General features: G+C 43.2%; 19 protein-coding genes. 7 read left to right on the plus strand and 12 right to left on the minus strand.

Annotated elements, in window-relative coordinates:
• Positions 1-180: 180 nt before the first annotated feature.
• A complete protein-coding gene (gene dapE, locus ABMY45_RS21475; RefSeq protein WP_349289497.1) occupies positions 181-1377 on the minus strand; it encodes a succinyl-diaminopimelate desuccinylase in 1197 nt (398 codons plus the stop codon).
• A 321-nt stretch (positions 1378-1698) separates the two neighbouring features.
• Between dapE and ABMY45_RS21480 the strand changes: the two genes are divergently transcribed.
• The gene (locus ABMY45_RS21480) at positions 1699-2460 is read left to right on the plus strand and encodes an IucA/IucC family C-terminal-domain containing protein (RefSeq protein ID WP_227387415.1); all 762 of its coding nucleotides are present in this window, start codon (positions 1699-1701) and stop codon (positions 2458-2460) included.
• On the opposite strand, the gene ABMY45_RS21485 is transcribed toward ABMY45_RS21480, so the two are convergent.
• The 4 genes from ABMY45_RS21485 to ABMY45_RS21500 all read right to left on the minus strand — a co-directional run bounded on the left by ABMY45_RS21485 (position 2425) and on the right by ABMY45_RS21500 (position 5806).
• The gene (locus ABMY45_RS21485; protein ID WP_211867926.1) at positions 2425-3057 is read right to left on the minus strand and encodes a GNAT family N-acetyltransferase; all 633 of its coding nucleotides are present in this window, start codon (positions 3055-3057) and stop codon (positions 2425-2427) included. The genes ABMY45_RS21480 and ABMY45_RS21485 overlap by 36 nt on opposite strands.
• Positions 3058-3208: 151 nt before the next feature.
• On the minus strand, positions 3209-4159 hold the full coding sequence (locus ABMY45_RS21490) for a sensor domain-containing diguanylate cyclase (RefSeq protein WP_211867924.1): 951 nt from the start codon (positions 4157-4159) through the stop codon (positions 3209-3211).
• Between the two features lie 132 nt (positions 4160-4291).
• Positions 4292-4990, minus strand: a complete 699-nt coding sequence (locus ABMY45_RS21495) for a DUF3581 family protein (RefSeq protein ID WP_010607683.1) — start codon at positions 4988-4990, stop codon at positions 4292-4294.
• Positions 4991-5167: 177 nt separating this feature from the next.
• Positions 5168-5806 (minus strand): cytochrome b/b6 domain-containing protein, encoded by a 639-nt coding sequence (locus ABMY45_RS21500; RefSeq protein ID WP_102056190.1) that lies wholly within the window; start codon positions 5804-5806, stop codon positions 5168-5170.
• A 238-nt stretch (positions 5807-6044) separates the two neighbouring features.
• Here ABMY45_RS21500 and ABMY45_RS21505 point away from each other — a divergent pair, with 238 nt between their 5' ends.
• From ABMY45_RS21505 to ABMY45_RS21515, 3 genes are all read left to right on the plus strand, one after another.
• Entirely contained in the window at positions 6045-6902 is an 858-nt protein-coding gene (locus tag ABMY45_RS21505; protein ID WP_349289498.1) for a hypothetical protein, read from the plus strand.
• A gap of 75 nt (positions 6903-6977) precedes the next feature.
• Positions 6978-7466, plus strand: coding sequence for a glutathione peroxidase (locus ABMY45_RS21510; protein WP_010379179.1), 489 nt, complete (start codon positions 6978-6980; stop codon positions 7464-7466).
• On the plus strand, positions 7453-7890 hold the full coding sequence (locus ABMY45_RS21515; RefSeq protein ID WP_349289499.1) for a MarR family transcriptional regulator: 438 nt from the start codon (positions 7453-7455) through the stop codon (positions 7888-7890). Before ABMY45_RS21510 ends, ABMY45_RS21515 begins: the two co-directional genes overlap by 14 nt.
• A gap of 65 nt (positions 7891-7955) precedes the next feature.
• On the opposite strand, the gene gltX is transcribed toward ABMY45_RS21515, so the two are convergent.
• The 4 genes from gltX to proB all read right to left on the minus strand — a co-directional run bounded on the left by gltX (position 7956) and on the right by proB (position 12158).
• Entirely contained in the window at positions 7956-9443 is a 1488-nt protein-coding gene (gltX, locus tag ABMY45_RS21520) for a glutamate--tRNA ligase (RefSeq protein WP_010607688.1), read from the minus strand.
• A gap of 83 nt (positions 9444-9526) precedes the next feature.
• The gene (locus ABMY45_RS21525) at positions 9527-9892 is read right to left on the minus strand and encodes a glutaredoxin (RefSeq protein WP_026000901.1); all 366 of its coding nucleotides are present in this window, start codon (positions 9890-9892) and stop codon (positions 9527-9529) included.
• 86 nt (positions 9893-9978) lie between these two features.
• Complete coding sequence (locus ABMY45_RS21530) at positions 9979-10947, minus strand: GGDEF domain-containing protein (RefSeq protein WP_349289500.1); 969 nt, start codon at positions 10945-10947, stop codon at positions 9979-9981.
• 71 nt (positions 10948-11018) lie between these two features.
• Positions 11019-12158, minus strand: a complete 1140-nt coding sequence (proB, locus tag ABMY45_RS21535; protein WP_102056186.1) for a glutamate 5-kinase — start codon at positions 12156-12158, stop codon at positions 11019-11021.
• Positions 12159-12378: 220 nt separating this feature from the next.
• Here proB and ABMY45_RS21540 point away from each other — a divergent pair, with 220 nt between their 5' ends.
• Positions 12379-12606 (plus strand): hypothetical protein, encoded by a 228-nt coding sequence (locus tag ABMY45_RS21540; protein WP_010379194.1) that lies wholly within the window; start codon positions 12379-12381, stop codon positions 12604-12606.
• Positions 12607-12623: 17 nt separating this feature from the next.
• Here the strand turns inward: ABMY45_RS21540 and ABMY45_RS21545 are convergent, their stop codons facing one another.
• The gene (locus ABMY45_RS21545; RefSeq protein ID WP_010607693.1) at positions 12624-13124 is read right to left on the minus strand and encodes a DUF1543 domain-containing protein; all 501 of its coding nucleotides are present in this window, start codon (positions 13122-13124) and stop codon (positions 12624-12626) included.
• A gap of 108 nt (positions 13125-13232) precedes the next feature.
• On the opposite strand from ABMY45_RS21545, the gene ABMY45_RS21550 reads away from it, so the two are divergent.
• Positions 13233-14873 (plus strand): amidohydrolase, encoded by a 1641-nt coding sequence (locus ABMY45_RS21550; RefSeq protein ID WP_211867916.1) that lies wholly within the window; start codon positions 13233-13235, stop codon positions 14871-14873.
• On the opposite strand, the gene ABMY45_RS21555 is transcribed toward ABMY45_RS21550, so the two are convergent.
• Positions 14864-15082, minus strand: a complete 219-nt coding sequence (locus ABMY45_RS21555; protein ID WP_010379202.1) for a YgjV family protein — start codon at positions 15080-15082, stop codon at positions 14864-14866. The two genes, ABMY45_RS21550 and ABMY45_RS21555, sit on opposite strands and share 10 nt — an antisense overlap.
• 284 nt (positions 15083-15366) lie before the next feature.
• Here ABMY45_RS21555 and ABMY45_RS21560 point away from each other — a divergent pair, with 284 nt between their 5' ends.
• The gene (locus tag ABMY45_RS21560) at positions 15367-16023 is read left to right on the plus strand and encodes a Crp/Fnr family transcriptional regulator (RefSeq protein WP_010607695.1); all 657 of its coding nucleotides are present in this window, start codon (positions 15367-15369) and stop codon (positions 16021-16023) included.
• A 58-nt stretch (positions 16024-16081) separates the two neighbouring features.
• On the opposite strand, the gene ABMY45_RS21565 is transcribed toward ABMY45_RS21560, so the two are convergent.
• Positions 16082-16645 carry a phosphoribosyltransferase family protein gene (locus tag ABMY45_RS21565; RefSeq protein WP_010607696.1) on the minus strand — a complete coding sequence of 188 codons (564 nt, stop codon included), beginning with the start codon at positions 16643-16645 and terminating at the stop codon, positions 16082-16084.
• Positions 16646-17035 lie beyond the last annotated feature (390 nt).

The raw sequence follows: 17035 nt of genomic DNA on the forward strand, positions 1-17035 counted from the left end.
AGATTTATACCAATTTACCTAAATGTTGAGGCAAGAAAATCTTGTCTTTAGTCCGGCAAAAATTTTGCTATTTAGTTGTTCTAACTGATAAATTTTTAACACAGCTCGCGTCAGATTTAATCCCTCCAAATCGAGCAAGTATGAAGTCAAACTGGTATTGTCTGCCTAAAGGCGAGCAACTTACTCACCAGCGGGCAAATTAAGGTGTTGCTTAGCGCCAAAAAAATCACTGAGCACCGTTAAATAAATCTGCTCGATTTCCAGTAAATCACTTATGGGTAAACACTCATTGGCTTGGTGTATCGTGTCGTTTTTAACACCACATTCAATCGTTTGGGTGTGACCATTGGCAAAAAAACGCCCATCAGACGTGCCTCCAGCGGTGTTTACTATGGGGTATCTCGCAGTACACCGCACGATGGCGTTTTCCACTAAGTTTAAGAACGAATTTTCCATATCTGCACTGGTATAGTAGGGGTTACATGCCCTTGACCAATCTAGGCTCAGGTTGTCTTTAAATCTTGCTAAGTGATTTTCGATAATGCCGATGATCTCTTGATTACAATATCCATGGCTGTATCTAATATTGAAATTAACCTGACACGCTTCAGGTACGATATTATCCACATCAGTCGTCGTATTGACGCCCGTGACTTGAAGGGTTGTTTTGACATCTGGTTGGTCTTTTTGCCACTGTAAACTGCATAGTATCGCCACTACTTTACCCGCGATATGTGCTGCATTGACCGTTTGTTCGGGGTAAGCGACATGGCCTGCTTTCCCTTCAATTTTTATGGCACCTGAGATTGAGCCGCGGCGACCATTTCGGATCACATCACCCACTCGATTGTGCGAGGTAGGCTCTCCAACAAGGCAAGCATCAATCGTTACACCATCTTGACTGAGTCGCTCGACTATTCGCTTGGTACCAAATTCAGCCTCCCCCTCTTCGTCGGATGTCAGCAACCAATAAAAAGTGCCTTTAAGCTTTTGCCTCGAAGCCAGTAAGACCCGTGTGGCACTCAACATGGCAGCAATGCCCCCTTTCATATCGGACACGCCCCTGCCATAAATAACATCGTTTACGACAGTCGCTTTAAATGGATCGGAATGCCAATGCTCCTGCTCAGCGGGGACAACATCAACATGACCAGAAAATGCAAAACTTGGACCTTCAGAAAAAACCTGCTTGGCTATAAGGTTACGCACCCCGTTTTCTTCAAACCATGAGGTTTCAAACCCGAGTTCTTCAAGATATTGGGCGATTGTTAAGATCAACCCGGCATCACAAGGCGTCACAGACGGCGCCGCGATGAACTCCTGTAGAAGACTTATAGAGGTACTTATTTGGGTTATTTTTTTAGTTAGTTCTTGCATGTAGAGCCTAGTTCCCAAGCCGAATATTTGTTTTTGTTGCACACCACTTTTAGGCAGCAACCACGACACTCAGACTAGTGACGAAACTAAACTAAATTTTTTTACATAAGATTATTGATTTGTCGGCGTTCGGTATTTTTTACCCCGCCAAAACATGTAATTTGACCATTAACTGCATTTTTCTAGTGCCGTTTTTGGCAGATAACAGCCGAACAAACATAAGCACTAAAGTAATGTGGGAGTTTGAGACTAAAAGGCGGTATTAAATTAATGAAGTTGCGCTTCGTCATTAACCATAAACCTCTATAGCTGTTCGTTTCAATGCTGCCGAATTTAGTGCCTTTTTTTAAACCTCCTTATGATACGTATGCGCATGGTGTTGACCTCACCCCTTTACGATCTACAGCGACTTTTTCTGAGTTATTAGAGTCACCACATTTTATCGACCATATAACTCGCTTTAGCTTAGAGAGAGGCGTAACGAAATCAAGGGCTCAAGCCTCCGTGTGGCATATGTATTACACCTTCAATATTTTTCCAAGCATCATCGTGAGCCATTCATTATTGCTAACACCCTTGCCACTAAAGCTTTGCGAATTGAGCTACAACCCTGAGCAGCTCAGCATTTTGCTGCCGCATCAAGGTAAAGCACTTAAAAACAGTGACACAGAAACACGCTATCACGACTTATTGTTCAATCACTTATCACCGCTTCACGACCTGCTACACCAAGCTTTTGGCGTAAAAGAGCGGACGTTATGGAGTAATTGCTTTTATCGCTTGAATGACTTTTTCGACATTATGATGGGGCTTGTGGGTACGCATCCAACATTGCTTCAAGATAAACAAATACTGACTACATCCGCCCACTTAGGGGCGCTAAAGAATCCGCTTAAGTTTGCCGAAATAACCGCACATGATCCGAGTGGCAAATATCAAATCCGCCCTGAATGCTGCCTTCTCCACGACCGAGAAAATGGCAATTACTGCCGCGACTGTCCCAAACACAAGCACAATATGGTGCAAAGAAAAGCCGCGCTAAGTAACCTAAGCAAACTGAGGAAAAACGTCTCGATAGAATGAAGCTTTCTCAGCCATCACTAACGCAGCCCGCTTATGAGGAAAGTCAAACTCAAACTGGCTATGATAACCAAGCTCTGCAATGCGAGTGAGTAGCCGCGTATTATCATGGCGAGGCTCTAGCACAATACGCTGAGTATCTTCATGCCCTAAATAAATAAGGTGACTCAAACTGGTCATCCAAGCACGAAAATTTTCGGGACCTCTACATGATTGCTCGCCAACTAATAAATGGACGCCTCTATCTTTGGGCTGCCACTCATAATATCCCGCTAACTTATCTAACTCAGCCCAATAAACTTCAACATAGCCAAATGGCTGCTCATCAAAATACATGACGAGCGGCAAACTAAAGTTGTCTGCTAAACGTTCGCTGAGATACTGCCACTGCTTTTCTTCTGACCACGCCTGCTGCCAAAAATGTGCAACTCGAGGATCGTTCATCCACTGACAAAATAGTGGTAAATCCGCTTTTGAGATCAGCTTAAAGCGCACCGTCTTATTGAGCTGCGGGTTGTGATACGAGGCAAGCTCTGTACCTTGCAGCGCGGTTTTGTCGGTACAAGGGAATTGCTGCCACAAAGGGTGAATTGAATACATACTTTTCCACTTAAATTACACAAACGACTGTCATTGAAGCGACAAAGCCCGTTTGAAAGATTTAGTAACCGAGTCATGAGGTTACATGCACTCTGTTTAGTAGACGGTGACTAAGGGAATTAATTTAAGGAAAGCGCGATTTGTAGGCACTCTAGTTCATTTTTTTCTGATACATGTGTTTGTCTGCTCGAGAGAATAAACTGGTCATGCTTTCAAACTTACTGTCGCTCTTGGCAAATCCCGCAGAAAAACCACACTTGGGGAGCTTTTTCTTTTTTAACGCCTGATAGAAATTAGCCTCACTTTGAAAAATAAAGTCGTTTACTGCTTCTTCATTATCTCGTTGTACAATAGCCAGAAACTCATCGCCGCCATAGCGCCCAATAATATCATCTTCGCTACTTGCGGCTTTCAAGGCTTCAGCCAAACTTTGTAACACCTGATCTCCAACTTCATGACCATAGCTGTCATTTATCGGTTTAAAACCATCTAAATCAAGAAAGACACAGTAAAGCGCACCACCCAGTTTTAAGGCAATATCACGCTTATGTTCACCGAGTATTTCAGTCGCGCGGCGATTTAGTACTTCAGTCAACGGATCTTGCATCGCTATCGCTTTGATTTTGCTATAGCGCTCAATCATCACCAAATCGTCTTCTAGCATATCGCGTAAGTGCTCTATAAATTCAACCAACGAAGCGTTGTAATTTGTAGGCTTAAAATCCATCACACACAATGTGCCAAACGATTTTCCATTGGGCCAGTGGATTGGTACACCCAAATAAGACTCAAACCCATCATTGGCAACCTCAGGGTTATCGTCCCATTGATAGTTTACGCTGGCGTGCTGCTCATATAGATTGCGATTATTAGCGACAACATGCTTACAAAAGATATTGGTTTCTTGCGGTATAAAACCACCTGCAGGATACGGGTTTTCTTCTTGGTCACTTGCAATCATCACTGCAAAACCGTCTTCTTTTTTTTGTACCACAAACGCAGCAGGCGCCGAAAAAATCTTCGCCATCAAATCGACTGTTTTTTGCCATTTTAATAATGTTTGTTGTGAGGCTTCTGGTTTGAGCAAGTCAGCATACGGCACAGTAATACCATTTAATTCAATTACATTTTATCTAAACAGTATAGCGAACAGCTGAAGAGTGGATGAATTATTGTTTCAAAGGAAAACGGTGTGGGCAACACGCTGACAGGTGCGTCAGCGTGTATTGGGAGGTTACGGCTTTAATGCTACTTTTCTATCGTTGTAATAGGCAATCAAATCATCAACGGTTTGCTGACAATACTCACGGATCCCAGAAACTAACATGTGCTTTTCACCATAACCGACTTTAGTGCCGTTCGACAGCAAGTTAAAACGCAGGTTGATTTTGCCACGTTTGCCTTCATAGCTAAACTCAGGTTTAGCCGCTTCCAATGTTACTTCCGTTACCGATATATCATCCATATGAATAGACATAGATTCGTATATCACCATTGGCCTTGCTGGGTTTATCATTACCTCTTGCTCACCCATCAATGGGATGATCACATGAGGAAAGGTAGTGCCTGAAAATTCTACGTAATTTCTCGTCAAACTATTGATGAGCGTTGGGCACGTGCTGGTTTCGCCAGCGCGCGACACGGACAGCATCACTTTATCATTTGCGGTAATATCAAATTGTGCAGCACCTTCTGGCAATGTAAGGGTTGTTGTTTCATCAACCATGCCCACGAAGCTAAACTCCATATTCTCGCTTAAGCCGTAGTGCTTTAACACTAAGGAGAAAAGTAGATCACCCGGTACACAAAACTTCTTTGCATCGATGTCGTGCAGTGGGTTGTAGTCGTCCGCGACTCCTTTTGCAAATAAACTCCCCTGCTCTCTGGTAATGGTGATCTCATTTGCTTGTTGTTGATAATACGGCTCTAACATCGCTACTTTTCTCTAACCTCTATGATAAAACTGCGCCATGTTACCAGAATTTTCTGAAATAGAGGTCATATCTGTTACGATAATCTGTTAACAAATATTACATTGACCGGACTTGGCACTAAAAGTTAGCGAAGTTATTGAAAACAATGACCTCGCTAACCTCTGTTTAGAGTTAAGTTACATTAACCCTTGTAATGGCTCAGCGCCCCACGTAAAGAGTAACAAAGCTGAAAGTGCAATAAAGATAAGGTATGCAACAACACCCGATTTCATGACAGGCGTGCTGACTGCATGTTCTTGCTTACCAGTAACTAATGTCTTTACTAGGTTTTGACCTTTTAGGCGATACACCACAATAGCAAATATATGCAGTGCAATGGCGGCAATTAACAGCTCAATATTGGTGTGATGTATATCGCCTGCTAATTCAACTAAGTCGTAAGATACATATTGTGCAAGTGGGCCTTCCACCAAAATATCATCTGTTGTCATCAAGCCAGAAACAAGCTGGACAATGATCAGCACAAAAAATAGCAGCACCATCAAACTTCCCGCAGGATTATGTCCGACATGGCTTTGTTTTGATTTAATGGCCGATAAAATTGCTTTAGGTGAATGAAATAACGCGCTTAATTTAGCGGTTTGGCTACCAATGACACCCCAAATTAATCGCGCTGCCATCAGTGCTAACAATAAATAGCCAGTAACAAAGTGAAGATCCATCATGCCTTCTTCACCGGTAATATATAAGGTTACTAGTCCTGCTACGAGCAGCCAGTGAAACCCGCGGATAAATCCATCCCACACTTTGGTCATCGTTTATTTGCCCCATAGGTAAAAATCATTGCAATGATGACAGGTTATAAAACTCAGCACAAAGAGTTAAGGTTAAATAACCGCTTATCTTGATTTGGCACCGTATTTTGCGTCCAATTTATATACATCTGTCCGATGTTTGTTAGGCTTTTAGACATGTTTTTGCCGCAAACTTCTCAGCTCCGAGTAATAATGTTCTATAGTAAACTGGTATTTGCTTTGCGGGGTTGGAGCGATAATGAAATATTTACTGCTAATGCTGCTGTTATTTGGTGCGTGCTGCAACGCAAAAATATTGCTGATCTCGAATGAACCTGCCGATGAGCAAAGACTTTTTAGCAAACAAGCCCATAGTTTAGAGTCAGATACCAACAACTTGCTTTTAAACCAGTTTGGCCGAGATTACTTTGACTTTAACATTGTCACCCCAACCAAGCTTAACCAATTACTAGCAAGCGAAGAGCCTGTGTGCGCGGTGTCTCGCCTAAAAACCCCAAGTCGCCAGCAAGCCTTCTTGTTTACCATCCCCATCCACCTATATCCGAGCCATAGATTATATTACTTCAAACAGCACACCCCGATGGATGCCAGCCTTGTGAACGCCACGGGTAAGCTAAAGTCGCTTGCAAGTTTAATGGCTTACTATCCACAGACCACTATCATCAAAGAGGTCGGCAAATCTTATGGCAATACCATTGACTCTGCATTAGCGCTACTTGAGCCCAAAAATGTTGCCAGTAGACCGTATAAAACCTCAGCACAAACCATTATGGAGCAGTTTAGTGCAGGTAAAGTCGACTTTATATTAGCCTACCCCGCTATTTTTCAGCAAAGCTTTCCAAAGGACAAAGCCCATCTAGTGGGCTCATTACCGATTGCAAATAACCTCCCTCATCTTGAAGGCCATATTGCTTGTAGCCACACCCAAGAAACACGAGCATTTATCGACAAGGCCAACCAGATGATCCGTGCACTATATTCCACCAGTACCTACCTAACCACACACTTAAAATATCTCCCCAAGCAAGATCACGCATTGATCACCAGGCGGCTTGCGATGCTAAGCGCCAAATATCAACATACTCCTGCAAAATAATTTCAACTGCGGTTGCACAAGGGTCATACTTAGTCTAAATTAAATCGCACACGATTAAATCACAAGAGGCTAAAAATGACGACACTCTATCAGTTTGAAGCAAACACGTTACAAGGTCAGGCATATCATTTTACCGACTTACAAGGCAAAGCTGTGCTTATTGTTAACACGGCTAGTGAGTGTGGATTAACACCACAATATGAAGGACTCCAAGAGCTACACCAAAAATACGCGGATCAGGGACTTGTGATCATCGGCTTTCCCTGCAATCAGTTTGGTAAACAAGAACCCGGCGATGCAAAACAAATTCAAGAAGGCTGCTTAATTAACTACGGTGTTGATTTTCAGATGATGGAAAAGATTGAGGTTAATGGCGATAAAGCACACCCACTGTATCAATACCTAAAGTCCGCGCTTCCAGGGCTATTTGGTAATAAAATCAAATGGAACTTCACTAAGTTTTTATTTAACCAGCAGGGTGAACCCGTTAAGCGCTATGCCCCAATCACCAAGCCTGAACAAATAGCCAAAGATATTGAAAAGTTACTAAATGAGTCAATCTAACCCGCAGCTCAATCTCGATAACCAGATCTGTTTTCGGCTATATAGTGCATCAAGACAGGTTACACGACTTTATCAGCCATTACTCAAAGAGGTTGGGCTCACGTATCCGCAATACATAGTGTTATTGATTTTATGGGAGCAAGACGGACGGCTGGTGAAAGAAATAGGCGAGCGAGCTGAACTCAATAGCAACACCCTAACACCGCTCCTTAAGCGCTTAGCAGAGCGTGGCCTCGTTACCCGTAGCAAAAATCCTGATGATGAACGACAAACCTTCATTCACTTAACCGAAGCAGGTAAAATCCTCGAGCAATCATGCGCTTGTATCCCAGCACAAATGATGGCAAAAGCAGGCTTAAGTATGGAGCAAATTCAACTATTAAAGCAGTCTCTTGATGTGTTGATGGCACAAGGAAAGCGGTAAACACGATACATTTCAGACAATAAAAAAGCCGCTACATCAGCGGCTTTTGCAATACGGTCTCGCTATTATGCAATAGACGGGTACTCACGGTATGCTTTTTCAAGCTTTTTAGCTTGCTTTTTAGATACACCAATATGCTCTAGTGCCACTCTTAAACGCGCACGAGAAAGGTCAGACCCTAACACTTCCATCGCATCTACTACTGAAGTCGATGAGGTTTTGCCTGTAATAGCAACGAAGATAGGCTCTAAGAACTCTTTGATCTTTAACTCATGGTGTGTCGCCACAGCCTTTGCAATAGAGAAGATCTCAGACTTGTTCCACGTACGCAGCTTTTCCAATTCCCAAATAAAGAACTGCAGAGCTTGACGAACCACTTCTTCGTCCGCTTTACCAGCCGTTAATAACGCTGGATCGTATTCAGGTAAGCCCGCCACAAAGTGGCCTGCTAGCCCCACCAAATCAGATAGCGTGTTGATACGCGCCTTGGCTTCAGGAAGTACGCGAGCCAACATATCACCGTTAAACTTCCAGTCGACAAAGCGCTGGATAAGTTCTGCATCGGTTAGGTTTTCGCGGATCCACAGACCGTTTAACCAGTTAAGCTTGTCAATATCAAAGATAGGTCCACCAAGCGATACGCGCTTCATATCAAAGTGTTCAATCATCTCAGCCAAAGTGAACTTTTCACGCTCATCCGGCATTGACCAACCCATACGACCTAAATAGTTAAGTAGTGCTTCTGGTAAGAAACCCATTTCTTTGTAGTAGTTAATTGAAGTTGGGTTTTTACGCTTTGACAGCTTAGACTTATCAGGGTTACGAAGTAGCGGTAGGTGACCAAGTACAGGTGCTTCCCAGCCGAAGTCTTCGTACAGTTTTAGTAGTTTAGGCGCAGAGTTGATCCACTCTTCACCACGGAAGATATGGCTAATCTCCATGTGATGGTCATCTACTACGTTTGCAAGGAAGTAAGTTGGGAAGCCGTCGGCTTTCAACAACACTTGCATGTCTACGTTTTCCCATGGGATCTCAATTTCACCGCGTAGGTAATCGTTAAACTTAAACGTGCCTTCTTCTGGGATTTTCATGCGAATTACGTAAGGCTTGCCTGCTTCAAGGTTTGCCTTCACTTGTTCTTCAGATAAACGTAAGCCACGACCGTCGTATTTAGGACGTAAGCCTTCTGCCATCTGCTCTTCACGCATTTGGTCTAGCTCTTCAGCCGTTGCAAAGCAGTAAAACGCTTTACCATCATCTACAAGCTGCTGTGCAAACTTTTTGTATAAGTCAGAACGCTCTGATTGACGGTATGGACCAAACTCGCCACCCACATCCGGACCATGATCCCAGTCAAGCCCTAACCAGCGCAGGCTGTCCATGATAGCTTGCTCAGATTCAACAGTACTACGTACCTGATCGGTATCTTCAATTCGTAATACAAACTCACCACCTTGCTGCTTGGCAAAGCAATAGTTGAATAAGGCAATATAAGCCGTTCCTAAATGCGGATCACCGGTTGGAGAGGGTGCGACACGAGTACGGATAGTCATCAAAATTCTCTTAAAAATGGATTAGTCGATTAATGGCGCTATGCTAGCATAGCGCCTGATTAGCGCATAGTAAGGCGCATGAATTAAGCTGCTTTTTCCAGCTTTTCTAGATAAGCAACAATGTCATTGGATTCGTACAGCCAAGTGACTTCGCCTTGCTCTTCGATTCGCAAGCATGGCACCTTCACTTTACCACCCTGCTCTAGCAACTCTTGGCGATATTGCTCATCATTTTTGGCATCACGGGTTTCGAGCTTAAGCCCTTCACGCTTGGCAGCGCGGCGCACTTTAACGCAAAATGGACATGCCTTAAATTGGTATAACTTTAAGTTTGCCGTCATAGCATCTAGCTTTTGCTGTTGTTCTGCGGCACGTTTTTTACTGCGCGGGGTAAAAATAAAATCAAAAAGTAAAATCAGACGTCCTAAAAACCATCTTACAAATTGCATAACGTTTCCCAAACCTTTTGCTAAATTCGCTAAAAAATAGGTTGGGGAGTTTAGCATAATCTTTAAGCGCTATATATAAGCGGAGCTTAAAACAACTCTATTTCTGCACATGCGTATTGCGATTCAGCTAACCCTAAAGCGAGGTAGTTTGTGACTTGGTTTCTGCCATTTTCTTTTGAGTGATAAAGCGCAAGATCGGCTTTATGAACTTGCTCAGAAACTTGTAGTGTATCGACCACTTCGGTAAAACCTAGGCTGACAGAAACATGCTCTACTTGCGGAAATCGGCTAGAGGCAATTGCATTCCTCAAGCGCTCAAGTGCCACTGCAGCAGAATCGTCATTGTAACTTTGAAATAGCACCGCAAACTCTTCACCGCCGTAGCGAAACACATAGTCTTCTGCTCTAAAGTTAGCTTTGATCTTTTGTGCCACCAGCAGGATCACTTCATCGCCAATCACATGGCCAAAATTGTCATTTACCTGTTTAAAGTGATCGATATCTACCATCGCTAAATACCACTTGCGGTCTTCACTGTCATCACGACATACCGTAAACCCGTCCCCATTGGTTATTTCCATGACTTTTTCATCAAACGTTTGGCGATTGAGTAGCTCGGAAAGCGGATCGATACGAGCAAAGTGCAATGTTGCCATTTGATGCGCAAAAACAGTGAGTAAGTGCTTCATTAAAGTCGCAGTGGTGAGATTTACTTGACCTTCTATATATAAAAAACCAACGAGCTGAGCTTGGTGATAAAACGGGATAACACTATCGCCGTGGTATTGAATGAGGTGTTTGTCATCTTGGCGCTGCTGTAATTTATCTACCACGGCATCTACCGGTCCCACCACAACACAAAAGTCGCGATGGCTCACAAATATAGATTTTGGGACTTCTTTTTCCGATAAGCTTTTACTGAAATAAAATGCATAGCTTTCCCCACAAACATCGGAGATAACCCGCTCAAGGGCCTGCATTAGCACCAGTTCACTCTTTTGCGCCAAGAGCTCTAAAGTAAGTTCGTGACCACAGGGTGAATAGCTAATCGACATTCAAGGCCTCTCAATAAAGTTGACTCTTGATAAGTGTAGAACAGCCTTCTGAATTTACAGTAATTTATAGGCTAATTTAATACTTCTTGTTGGCTATGTTGATTTAAGAGCACCAAATTATCGCGATGGATGATCTCCTCTGCACTTTCAAAGCCAAGACACTGCGCAAATTCACTACTATGACGGCCAATTACCAAACCAAGTTCTTGATTACTTAAGCTAGTTAAACCTTGTGCCTGTAGCGTGCCTTGTTGGCAAAACACTTGAACCAGCTCACCACGTTTAAATTGCCCTTCAATCGACACGATACCTTTTGCTAGTAAACTTGCTCCTTGATTACATACCGCATTGATTGCGCCACTATCACAAATTATTTTACCGGTTGATTTAGGGCCAGACAGCAACCAGCGCTTGCGCCCTCCAACCGGAGCGTCAAACTTCAAAAACGTCGTGCTTGGTGCGGTTTGCGTAAGTACTTGCGGTAAAATGTCGTATTCACTGCCTTTTGCAATCACGACATCAACGCCTGCTCGTTGTGCGATGTCGGCGGCTTGCAACTTAGTCGCCATACCACCCGTGCCAAGTTGTGTGCCACTGCCACCAGCTAGTGCTCTAAGTTCGTCGTTTATATGTGTTACTTGCTCTATCAACTGCGCATCTGGATTGGCTCTGGGATCTGCGGTAAAAAGACCATGCTGATCGGTGAGTAATACCAATTTATCAGCATTTGCTAAAATTGCGACGTAAGCAGAGAGGTTATCGTTATCGCCAACTTTGATTTCAGACGTTGCCACCGCATCGTTTTCGTTGATGATAGGCACGACATGATGTTCTAGAAGTTTAGTAAGCATATCCCGTGCCGTTAGATAACGTTCGCGGTGCTCAAGATCGGCTCGTGTCAGTAGCATTTGTGCCACATTAACGTCGTAAATACTAAACAATGACTGCCATAAATGGATTAATTGACCTTGTCCAATCGCAGCCAACATCTGTTTTTCAGCGAGTGAATGACCAATTTGTTGCTGCAATACACCGCGCCCAGCAGCAACAGCACCGCTAGATACAACAATGACCTGATGACCAGCTTGACGCAACGTTACACACTGCCTTACCAGCTCAACAAGTCTGGGCTTGTTTAAGGTCTGGCTGCCTGCAGTTAAGACACTTGTGCCGAGCTTGATAACAATGGTTTGTTTATTGTTTTTGGTCATAGTATTTGTTGGTTTTTACAGCGATAGAGCTTCGTTATACCACGGACCTTCCCCCCTCCCAAGTAATAATACCAATTGCATTGGTATAAACTCATGAATTTTATTTCTAACTCAGAGTGAATTGGTATAATCCGCCGCACTGATTTCGATCAAGGCTTTTTTGCACCGCGTGTGAGAGAGTGTTCACCATTCAATGAAAGAATAATTAGCTGAGTTCAGAATGAAAAAACACAAAAAGAACAAAGAGATTATGATGCTACCTTTGCTGTTTGTAGTGATCTTAATGTGTGTGGGTGGCCATTTTATTTTGCAACCTAGCTACAAAGACAGCCACATTGTCGAATACTCTCTAGCTGCACTGCCGTTTTTAATGTTTGCCGTCGTGATTGTCGCTATCAAAATAGCCATAAAAGCAGATAACGATGAAAACAATGAGGGTGAGGGCTAAAGTATCCCTCACATTGGTTATAGAGGATGATAACCAAACCACAAAGGGGTAAGCGGTGTTGATTGGCCACTGTGGGTGAGCTTGATATTTAAGTTTTGATCAAATAAATCGATGGCAAAACAGTCATCTACATCATGTAAATCGTCTTTATGAATATGGCTAAAACCGTTAAGCAAAAACGCTTTTGCCTTCTCTTTTGCTTCATCGGCATTCGTTGCAACGAACAGCCCAAAGTCATGCGCCTCAGCTAAACTATCTGGCTTATATCCTCCCAAGTTCACAAAATACAAATGCTCAGCTTGCTCAACACGCTCTTCGGTAAGTTCAATGGCATAGCCATCGGCATGTTCAATGATTGTGTAGCTATCCATATGCACCGAGTTTTTATCACCAACCCATTGCTGCTTTAATTTGGGATAAGCTTCTTCAATTGTATTTGCCGCGACAAAGCGCACATCATGCATTTCAATATGGCAACCTTGAATACGGCCGCCTAGGTATACAACAAACAACTTCACTTTGACACTCCACTCCTTTAAAACCCAAGTATACTCTCAACGCAAAGACTTGGCTTTATTGAGTTAGATGATTATTCTGAATAAATACTCTCAGTGAAGGACAATATAATGAAAAAAACATTCCTCGCGCTTTTGGCTAGCTTTAGCCTGTCAACAACAGCTCAAGTAACCTTAATTCACAATGTAAATGGCTATACGCCCACTAAATCGCAGCAAATTGAGCGCTTTTCTTCTTTGGTAATTAAAGACGGTAAAGTCGTAAAAACAAGTGCAAAGGATCTTAGTACCCAATACCCGAGTGCAACCAAATTTGATGGTGAGGGAAAAACCCTATTACCTGGTTTAATTGATGCGCACGGTCATATCATTGGCCTTGGCAATAATTTACTCACACTCGACGTGCGCGGTAGCAAAACCATTGCAGAAGTAGGAAAACGGCTTAGCCACTACGCAAAAGCCCATGAAGGTGAATGGATAATAGGTCGAGGCTGGGATCAAACCTTATGGCCCGGCGGACAATTCCCAACCGCAGCCGATCTCGACAAATACGTAAAAGATAAGCCCGTCATGCTCACTCGAGTAGATGGTCACGCTATTTGGGTAAACTCAAAAGCGATGGCGCTTGCAAACATTTCGAAATCAACAAAGACGCCGGAAGGCGGTGAAATCATTACATTGAATAGCGGTATGCCGAGCGGGATCTTTATCGACAAGGCAGAAGACCTTATTCGCACTCATGTCCCAGCTCAGTCGGATGCACAAGTAAACAAGGCGCTTAATAAAGCCGGAGAACACTTGCTGAGTTTAGGCATTACCTCAGCTCATGATGCCGGGATTGACCACACCACGTGGCAGGTTTACCAAGCACGCGCCAAGGAACACTCAATGCCTCTGCGCGTCTACGCTATGCTCAGTGCAAGCTCCCCCAAACTCGCAGAGATGTTGGACGTCGGAGTGATCAAAGATACACGAGATCAACTCTCTATTCGTAGTGTAAAAATCTATGCTGATGGTGCACTTGGCAGCCGAGGCGCGGCACTTATTCGCGACTATCATGACCGCAAAGGCCACAAAGGGTTAATGCTCGAAAACCAAGCGACGCTTGAAGCATTGATCACCCAAGCCATACGCAGCGGCTACAGTGCACACACTCACGCCATTGGCGATAGAGCGAATCGCATCGTGCTAGACTCATATCAACACGTTTTTAAAAAAGCAGGTGGAAGACTGCTCAGAAATCGCATTGAGCACGCACAAATTGTCCATCCGGATGATATCCCCCGCTTTAAGACGTTAGATATTATTCCATCAATGCAGCCTGTTCATGCCACATCTGATATGCATATGGCCGAAAAGCGCCTAGACGACAAACAGCTTAGCGGCGCTTACGCATGGCAAACATTCTTAAAGCAAGGAAGTAGAGTGGCGGCGGGTTCTGACTTTCCAGTGGAGCTCGCAAACCCTTTCCATGGTCTGCATGCCGCTATCACCAGACAAGACCATCAAGATTTACCCAAGGATGGCTGGCGCCCAACAGAAAAGCTAACCAGAGAACAAGCACTCCAAGCATTTACTGTTGATGCTGCGTATGCCGCATTTCAAGAGTATAAACTGGGAAGCTTAGAACAAGGAAAGTGGGCCGATTTTATCTTAATAGACCAAGATTACTTTACCGTAAGCGAAGATAAAATTGATGATATTAAAGTCGAGCAGACGTGGATTGCAGGTGAACTTAAATATCAGCGTTGATCTTTTTGTAATTTCACCAAGTGGTAGGTGTTAACTAGTGCCAGTAGACCATTAGTTAACGCCACCGGCCAAGCTTGGATAAGTGCACCATAGGCGGTAAAACAAATACAGCCCATTAAATTGAACCAACGCAACTTAGCAACATCGCTCATCATCAAAGAAACGACCAAAAAAGCAGAGGCTAAATAGCCTAAATATTCCCAACTCATTTGTCCTCTCCCCTAAGTTGCGTTAGCATATAGTTTATGCTCGAATTTACGTATCGAGCAGAATAAAAAGGCTAACCCACAAGCCCCTAGAAATTAGCACCAATAAATTAGCTCTAACACGGGAAGTGGGGGTTTAATGGTAATATCGTTTATTAAATTCTTCGCCACAGCGCTGAGATAAAACCGATACTACTTAAACGGTGTGAGTTAGCGTAAAACTGAAAAATTCATGCTAACGTCATTATAGTTTAATAAATAGGACATTTGTCCGAAGAGCCATCTAGATGTTTCAATATCATTTTTCAACCAATTTGGTAGAACAGTTACTCGCTTTTGCTGGTAATAGTTTTCAGCACAGCAAAAAAGAAGTCTTGATCCACCAAGATGAACCATTGAGTAAACTCATATTGGTGACCAGTGGCACTGTGTCTTTTAGTTATGATGTCGGTAACGGTCGTCGTCTATTACTCGGACAACTGGACTGTAACAACACGCTAATTGGCGAAATCGAAGCGCTGAATCATCAGCCTTGTATTTATACCGTGACTTGCTTGAGCGATGTAACCTATCACCTCATTGAGCTAAAATATTGGCGAAAATTACTGCTTGAGCAGCCGGAGCTGAGCCTATATACCGCGCAAACCATCGCTGCTAAGTTTACTGAAAACCAAAAGATAAACTTAGACAAGTTGCTGTTGCCGCTGAGCTACAACATTGCTAAAGACTGCTTATTACGTGCCGAGAATTCGAATCCAACATTACTTCGTGCCTATTCAACGGTAAGTGCTGAAGCCGAAAGATTTGCGACCACTGAGCGTGCATATCGTCGGGTGGTAAGTGAATTGGTAGAAAAGGGCTTGATAGTACGTAGTAGTGAAGGCTTAAAGCCAGTCGATGTTGACGCGCTTGAGGATTTTGTTGATAGCTTCGCGCAAGCTTAATTTTTCGCGGTTAGAATAACTAGGGCGAGTACTTTCTCGCCCTTGAGTACTGATTAACTTATTTTGCAAATAGGTGTTTAATATTTGCTAAGTCAGACTTTCCTTCCACTAATTCTTCCGGTGTTAAACCTGACAGCTCGTGAGGGAATACCAACCACTCATCAGACTCATGAATAAAATAATCTGGTGTCATTGGTACTTTTTTGTTTGCTGGCTTGTAGTATGGGCAAGCAACACGAATATCGCGAGGCAAGTTCAGGCGCATTAACTCTGCAAGCTTTTCTTTCAACGCAAAAATACTGCGGCCAGAATCAAACACGTCATCAACGATTAGTAATGAATCGTCAGCGTTTGCATTTTCAACAATGTAATGCAAACCGTGAACTTTGATTTCTTTAGATTGCTTACCAATGCCATAGTAAGAAGAAGTACGTACTGCGATATGATCAGTCTCTATACCTTTGTAATCGTAGTATTCTTGAACTGCGATACCAATAGGCGCACCACCACGCCAAATACCGATAATAAAGTCAGGTCTAAACCCGTCTTCATAAACTTTAGCGGCTAAGCGAAATGAATCTTCTAGCAATTGTTGCGCTGTGATATAGCACTTATCTGACATAAATACCCCGTTAGGAAGCCCGTGTGATGGTGACAAGCAGCAAGCGCTGCCAATTGATACCAATTACAATTGTTTGCAAACCATAGGCACTTGTGTGATTGGTATAACCGAATATTTTAACGTAAAGCGCAATAAAATGCTGCAATAATAGTGTCTTTTTATTTTCATTTTTTGATTTGAGGAGCCATATTCTAAAGTTAAGGATCGCCGGGTGAACCGGCTCCTACACAAAGTTCAATGGTTGAACAGACACCTGCGTAGCATTATTTAATTGGTGGGAGCGAGTTCACCTCGCGATGTTATAAACTGCTAAAAGATCGCCAGGTGAACCGGCTCCTACACAAAGTTCAATGGGTGAACAGACACCGCATAGCGTTATTTAATTGGTGG

This window comes from Pseudoalteromonas sp. XMcav11-Q (assembly GCF_040104525.1).
In the GTDB taxonomy this organism is placed as follows: domain Bacteria; phylum Pseudomonadota; class Gammaproteobacteria; order Enterobacterales; family Alteromonadaceae; genus Pseudoalteromonas.